Source organism: Variovorax sp. RTB1 (genome assembly GCF_035018765.1).
GTDB lineage: Bacteria > Pseudomonadota > Gammaproteobacteria > Burkholderiales > Burkholderiaceae_C > Variovorax.
This window is the reverse complement of record NZ_JASJXG010000022.1, coordinates 73,845-80,004: the sequence shown is the minus strand read 5'-3', so window position 1 is coordinate 80,004 and position 6,160 is coordinate 73,845. Positions and strand designations below refer to the sequence as shown.

The window sequence follows — 6,160 nt, the reverse complement described above, 5'->3', positions numbered from 1 at the left end:
CCCCCCGCGTTCCCCGCCACGCCACCAAGATCGTCGCCACCCTCGGCCCTGCGTCCAACACGCCCGAGATCCTCGAGCAAATGATCCTGAACAAGGTCAGCGTGGTGCGGCTGAACTTCAGCCATGGCACGGCGCAGGACCACATCAATCGCGCAGCGATGGTGCGCGAGGCGGCACGCAAGACCGGGCGCGAGGTGGCGATCATGGCCGACCTGCAGGGCCCGAAGATCCGCGTCGGCAAGTTCGCCGAAGGCAAGGTCTTCTTGGAGCCGGGCGCCAAGTTCATCCTCGATGCGGCGCGCACGGAGCCAGGCGACATCAACGGCGTCGGCCTCGACTACAAAGACCTGCCGCGCGACGTCAAGCCGGGCGACAGGCTGCTGCTGAACGATGGGCTGATCGTGCTCGTGGTCGATGCGGTCAAGGGCGAGCTGGTCATGACCACTGTCAAGCTGGGCGGTGAGCTGTCGAACAACAAGGGCATCAACAAACAGGGCGGTGGACTGACCGCACCCGCGTTGACGGCCAAGGACATGGAAGACATCAAGACCGCGATGAGCTTCCAGGCTGACTACGTGGCGGTGAGCTTTCCAAAGAACGCCACCGACATGGAAATGGCGCGCCAGTTGTGCAACGTGGCGGGTTCCGAATACGGCCATCGCCCCGGCATGATCGCCAAGATCGAGCGCGCCGAGGCCATTCCCAAGCTGGAAGAAATCATCCGCGCCAGCGACGGCATCATGGTGGCGCGCGGCGACCTGGCAGTCGAGGTGGGCAACGCGGCGGTGCCGGCGCTGCAGAAAAAGATGATCCGCATGGCCCGCGAGATGGACAAGGTCGTCATCACCGCTACGCAGATGATGGAGTCGATGATCACCAACCCCGTGCCGACGCGCGCCGAGGTGAGCGACGTGGCCAACGCGGTGCTCGACGGCACCGACGCGGTCATGCTGTCGGCCGAAACCGCATCGGGCCGCTACCCGCTGGAAACCGTGCAGGAGATGAGCCGCATCTGCGAGGCCGCTGAGGCCGCCGAAGACCTGCAGCTCGACGCCGACTTCAGCGGCAAGAACTACACGCGCATCGACCAGTCGATCGCGATGGGTGCGCTGTTCACCGCGCATCACCTGGGCGCCAAGGCGATCGTGGCGCTGACCGAGTCGGGCTCGACCTTGCTCTGGATGAGTCGCCATCGTGCGCACATCCCGATGTACGCGTTGACCTCGCGACTCGCGACGCAGCGCAAGCTGGCGCTGTACCGCAACGTGCGGCCGCTTCTGATGGATTCGCAGACCGATCGCGACACCGCGCTGGAGCAAGCCGAAGCGCATCTGAAGCAGCGCGGGATCGTACAAAGCGGGGATGTATATGCGATCACCTGTGGCGAGCCGATGGGGGCGCCCGGTGGCACCAACATGTTGAAAATCTGTATCGCTAGATAGCTGCTCGCCCCCAGGTTGCTGCGCACTTCGTGTCGCAGCGCCCACCCCCTACCGGGGGCGACACCAGCGGCCTGGCGAAGCCAGTTCCGCGGTGTCTCTGGAGGGGCCTCGGCCTTCGGCCATTCGCGTTGAGGCGGGTGCGGGGACTGCGGGCGGTTGGAGGGGCGTCCTACCGGACTGGGCCGCAGAAATGTGCACGGTCACGCACCTTCCGAAACCAGTGTGCGCTCTTCTGCGTACAAGCCCGATGAACTTCACTCTTTTGCCTTTGCGTTCGCTGGCTTGCGTCGTGCTTGCCGCTTTGCTTACCGCCCTGCTGGCGGCATGTTCTCCGGTCAAGATCGTCAACGGGTTGGTGCCTACGAGCACTTACCGGTTCGAAGGGGATGTGGCTTACGGTGGCGCGGCACGGCAGCGTCTTGATATTTACAAACCGCTGGCTTCAGCGATGGTGGCCAACGCTGCGCGGCCGCTGGTAATCTTCTTCTATGGCGGCACCTGGAGCAGCGGTGATCGCGCGATGTACAAGTTCGTCGGCGAGGCGCTCGCCGCGCGGGGCGTGACGGCGGTGATTCCGGACTATGGCCTTTCGCCGGACTTTCGATACCCGGTGTTCGTGCAGGACAGTGCGCTGGCCACCAAATGGGCACTCGACAACGCGGCGCGGCTGGGCGCCGATCCAAAGCAGGTCTACGTGATGGGTCACAGTTCGGGCGGCTACAACGCGGCGATGGTCGCGCTCGATGACCGTTGGTTGGCCGATGTCGGCGCCAGCCCGAAGCAGTTGGCCGGATGGATCGCACTGGCCGGGCCGTTCGACTTTCTCCCGCCCATCGACCCACAGGTGAAAGCCGCCTTCAACTGGCCGGGCACGCCGCCAGATTCGCAACCCATGGCGCACGTCTCGGCTGCTGCACCGCGCACGCTACTTATCGCCACGACCAAAGACAAGCTGGTCGACTACGTGCAGAACACAGAGCAAATGGCAAGCCGGCTGCGTGCCGCCGGCGTACCCGTGCAGTTGCGGGAGTTCAACGACCTGAGCCATATCACGCTGATCGGTGCGGTGGCCAAGCCGCTGCAATGGCTGGGCGGTCCGGTGTTGCCGCCGATCATGGAGTTCGTGGGGTTGCCGGCAGCGCCGACTGTTTCTGCAGCCTCGGCAAAGGCCGGCGCGCGCCCGGCGAGCGGCAACTGAGTTTGTTCGCCGCACGCTGTTGCGGCTTCATCGCCGACAGGCGCGGAACGGGCCATCGATACAATCTTTCACCATCCAAATACCGCCGTGCCACGGCATGAACAAGAGAGTGACGCAGTGAATCAGGAACAACTCGACAAAGTCAGCCAAGGCAAGGGCTTCATCGCCGCACTCGATCAAAGCGGTGGCAGCACGCCAAAGGCATTGAAGCTGTACGGCATCGAAGAGAGCGCCTACAAGGGCGACGCCGAGATGTACGGCCTGGTGCATGCGATGCGCACCCGCATCGTCACCAGTCCGTCCTTCGACGGCCGCCGCGTGCTCGGCGCCATCCTGTTCGAAGCCACGATGGACCGTCAGATCGACGGCGTCGACTCGGCCGAGTACCTCTGGAAGCACAAGCAGGTCGTGCCGTTTTTGAAGGTCGACAAGGGCCTGGCGAACGAAGCCGACGGCGTGCAGCTCATGAAGCCGATGCCTGAACTCGACGCATTGCTTGCCCGCGCGGCCGGCAAAGGCGTCTTCGGTACCAAGATGCGTTCGGTGGTGAATGGTGCGAATGAAAAGGGCATCGCCGCCGTGCTCGACCAGCAGTTCGCAGTCGGCCAGCAGATCCTGAATGCCGGCCTGATGCCGATTCTGGAGCCCGAAGTTTCAATCGGCGCGGCCGACAAGGAACAGGCTGAAGCTTTGCTCAAGAAGGGTTTCATCGAGCGCCTGAATGCATTGCCCTCGGCCACGAAGGTGATGCTCAAGTTGACCATCCCGACGGTCGACGGTTTCTACAGGGAACTCGTCGCGCACCCGCAGGTGGTCCGCGTGGTGGCGCTGTCGGGCGGTTACGAGCGTGACGAAGCCAATGCGCGTTTGATGCGCAACCCCGGCATCATCGCCAGCTTCAGCCGCGCGCTGACCGAAGGCCTGAGCGCGCAGCAGTCGGATGCTGATTTCAATGCTGCGCTGGACGTTGCGATAGAGTCGATTTACCGCGCCTCCATCAGCTGAGCAGTTAGCTGATTCAAGACCGACAGTGCTTCGGCGCTGCCGGCATGCAAGCCACCGTTCGCGGTGGCTTTTTTCTGCGCGCACAATTCAGTTCCCTTGAGATTTTTCGGCGCGTCGCCTGTCCCGTTTTTGCACCGCATTTGCCCATGACCACCGTCCACACTTCCTCCATCCAGAGCCTGCCTTTGCTCGCGCGCGGCAAGGTGCGCGACAACTATGCGGTGGGCAACGACCGCATCCTGATGGTGGCGAGCGACCGGCTTTCGGCCTTCGACGTGATCATGGGCGAGCCGATTCCGGGCAAGGGCGTGATCCTCACGCAGATGGCGCTGTGGTGGTTCGACCGGCTCGGCCATCTGTGCCCGAACCACCTGACCGGCGAGGCGCCCGAAAGCGTGGTCACCGCCGACGAGGTGGCACAGGTCAAAGACCGCTCGATGCTGGTCAAGCGGCTGAAGCCGATACCGGTGGAGGCGGTTGTTCGCGGCTATCTCGCCGGCAGCGGCTGGAAGGAATACCAGGAGAACCAGGCGGTGTGCGGCGTGCCCCTGCCATCGGGCTTGCGCAATGCGAGCAAGCTGCCGCGGCCGATCTTCACGCCGGCCGCCAAGGCTGCTGCCGGCGAGCATGACGAGAACATCAGCTACGACCGCGTGGTCGAGGTGGTCGGCCCGTTGATGGCGCAGCAGATTCGCGAAACCAGCATCGCCATCTACGAAGCGGCGGCTGCGATCGCACTCGGCAAGGGAATGATCATTGCAGACACCAAGTTCGAGTTCGGCCTGGACGAAGCCGGCACGCTGGTGTTGATGGACGAAGTGCTGACGCCCGACAGCTCGCGCTACTGGCCCATCGAAGGCTACGAGGCCGCGTTCGCTGCTGGCACCAATCCGCCAAGCTACGACAAGCAATTCGTCCGTGACTGGCTCGAAGCCACGCGCATCAACGGCAAGCCCTGGGACAAGACGCCGCCGGCACCGCGCCTGCCGGCCGAAGTGATCGAAAAGACGGCGGCGAAATATCGCGAAGCGTTGCAGCGGCTGACGGGCTGACCTGTCGGCCCCGAGCGCGCTGCATGTGGTTTCTCTAGCGGCTTAGCGCGCCGTGGCGCCGGCCAATGTCGCGAGCGTCTGCCCGCTCGCGTCGATCAGCAACATCCGCCCCGGGCCCACCAGCCGATAGCTCGCTGTTGTCTGTAGCACCTGCAAAAACTGCATCTCGTTGGCAGTGCGGGCACCGTCCAGACATGCCATCTTGGTCGCGACCAACTGCGAAATCTGCAGATGGCTACCGGTCCGTGTGAAGCCACCCGAAAAGCGGTTGCAACCGCCCGAACCGGTCACCCGGCCGCTGCTTCGGTCGAACTCGATTTGTGCATCGCGCCGCGGATCGCCGCCGGCCCCGACGGGTTGATCGCCGAGTTGCACCAGCAGCCACGACGGCCCCTCGATCGGCTCGTCGAGACTGATGCCGCTGCCGCAAGCGGTAACGGCTGCAAGCATCAACGTGCCGATGGAAAGGCGTGCGAGACGAATCATCGATAGGTGCATGGCAGTGGTTCCGCGCTCAGGGTGTCAGGCAGTCAGCTCAGGATGACGCTGCTCAGGCGGCGCCGATAGGTCGCCACCGTCGGATCGACGGGTGGAATCTGTCCGTCGGCAACCTTCACCTTCGGCGGCTCGATCAGTTCGAGGATGGCGATGTAGGTCTTCCGGGCGAGTTCTTCGCTCCAGGTCTTGTCACGCATCAGGATGTCGAGCAGCTCGTCCATCGCTTCGGTCCAGCGCTGCTCGGCCATGAGCACCTGGGCGCGACCGAAGCGGGCTTCGAAGTCGCGCTTGTTGGTGGCGATCTTCGAATCGAACTCGGCCGCCTGACGCAGCTCGCCGACCGGTGGCGCCGCGAAATCGATGGCCGACATCCAGCGCTGCAGGGCGTCGAAGCGGCGCACCGCCGCGGTTTTGGCGATGACGGGTTCGAAGGCGACCTTGGCCTCATCGGTGCGGCCCTCCTGCAGCAAAAGCTTGACGAAGTCGAAGCGGGCATCGTCGTTGGCCGGATCGGTCGCGACCGCGTGTTCCAGCTTTTCGAGCGCGCCTTCGATATCGCCCTCGGCCATCGCCTGCAAGGCTGCGTCTTCTTCTTCGGCGGCTTCGAGCTCGGCCGCGGCCGGCACATGCTTGTCGAGAAACTCGCGGATTTTTTCGGCTGGCAGGGCGCCGACGAAGCCGTCGACCGGCTGGCCGTCCTTGAACATCACGCAGAACGGAATGCTGCGCACGCCGAACATCTGGCTCAGCTGCGCCGAAATCTGCGGCACGGCGTCGGCATCGAGTTTGGCCAGCCTGAAGCGGCCGGCGTATTCGACTTCGAGTTTTTCGAGCACCGGGCCGAGCTGCTTGCACGGGCCGCACCATTCGGCCCAGATGTCGAGCAGCACCGGGATCGGCGTCGAGCCTTCGACGAGTTCGGACTGAAAGTTTTCGAGGGTGATGTCGATCATCGGGAATACGTA

The 6,160-nt window shown here is 64.0% G+C and carries 6 protein-coding genes; 4 read left to right on the top strand and 2 right to left on the bottom strand.

Annotated elements, in window-relative coordinates:
• The 4 genes from pyk to QN397_RS15170 all read left to right on the top strand — a co-directional run.
• On the top strand, positions 1 to 1,442 hold a 1,442-nt coding region (pyk, locus tag QN397_RS15185; protein ID WP_323501322.1), incomplete at its 5' end, for a pyruvate kinase.
• 247 nt (positions 1,443 to 1,689) lie between these two features.
• On the top strand, positions 1,690 to 2,640 hold the full coding sequence (locus QN397_RS15180; protein ID WP_323501321.1) for an alpha/beta hydrolase: 951 nt from the start codon (positions 1,690 to 1,692) through the stop codon (positions 2,638 to 2,640).
• Between the two features lie 117 nt (positions 2,641 to 2,757).
• Positions 2,758 to 3,645, top strand: a complete 888-nt coding sequence (locus QN397_RS15175; RefSeq protein ID WP_323501320.1) for a fructose bisphosphate aldolase — start codon at positions 2,758 to 2,760, stop codon at positions 3,643 to 3,645.
• 146 nt (positions 3,646 to 3,791) lie between these two features.
• A complete protein-coding gene (locus QN397_RS15170) occupies positions 3,792 to 4,697 on the top strand; it encodes a phosphoribosylaminoimidazolesuccinocarboxamide synthase (protein ID WP_323501319.1) in 906 nt (301 codons plus the stop codon).
• 42 nt (positions 4,698 to 4,739) lie between these two features.
• On the opposite strand, the gene QN397_RS15165 is transcribed toward QN397_RS15170, so the two are convergent.
• Both QN397_RS15165 and QN397_RS15160 read right to left on the bottom strand, forming a co-directional pair.
• Positions 4,740 to 5,195, bottom strand: coding sequence for an META domain-containing protein (locus QN397_RS15165; protein ID WP_323501318.1), 456 nt, complete (start codon positions 5,193 to 5,195; stop codon positions 4,740 to 4,742).
• 32 nt (positions 5,196 to 5,227) lie between these two features.
• The gene (locus QN397_RS15160) at positions 5,228 to 6,148 is read right to left on the bottom strand and encodes a tetratricopeptide repeat protein (RefSeq protein ID WP_323501317.1); all 921 of its coding nucleotides are present in this window, start codon (positions 6,146 to 6,148) and stop codon (positions 5,228 to 5,230) included.
• Positions 6,149 to 6,160 lie beyond the last annotated feature (12 nt).

Excerpts from the sequence above, each read along its gene's own strand:
- QN397_RS15180 (WP_323501321.1), top strand. The coding sequence starts at position 1,690 with ATGAACTTCACTCTTTTGCCTTTGCGTTCGCTGGCTTGCGTCGTGCTT.
- QN397_RS15165 (WP_323501318.1), bottom strand. The coding sequence starts at position 5,195 with ATGCACCTATCGATGATTCGTCTCGCACGCCTTTCCATCGGCACGTTG.
- QN397_RS15170 (WP_323501319.1), top strand. The coding sequence starts at position 3,792 with ATGACCACCGTCCACACTTCCTCCATCCAGAGCCTGCCTTTGCTCGCG.
- QN397_RS15160 (WP_323501317.1), bottom strand. The coding sequence starts at position 6,148 with ATGATCGACATCACCCTCGAAAACTTTCAGTCCGAACTCGTCGAAGGC.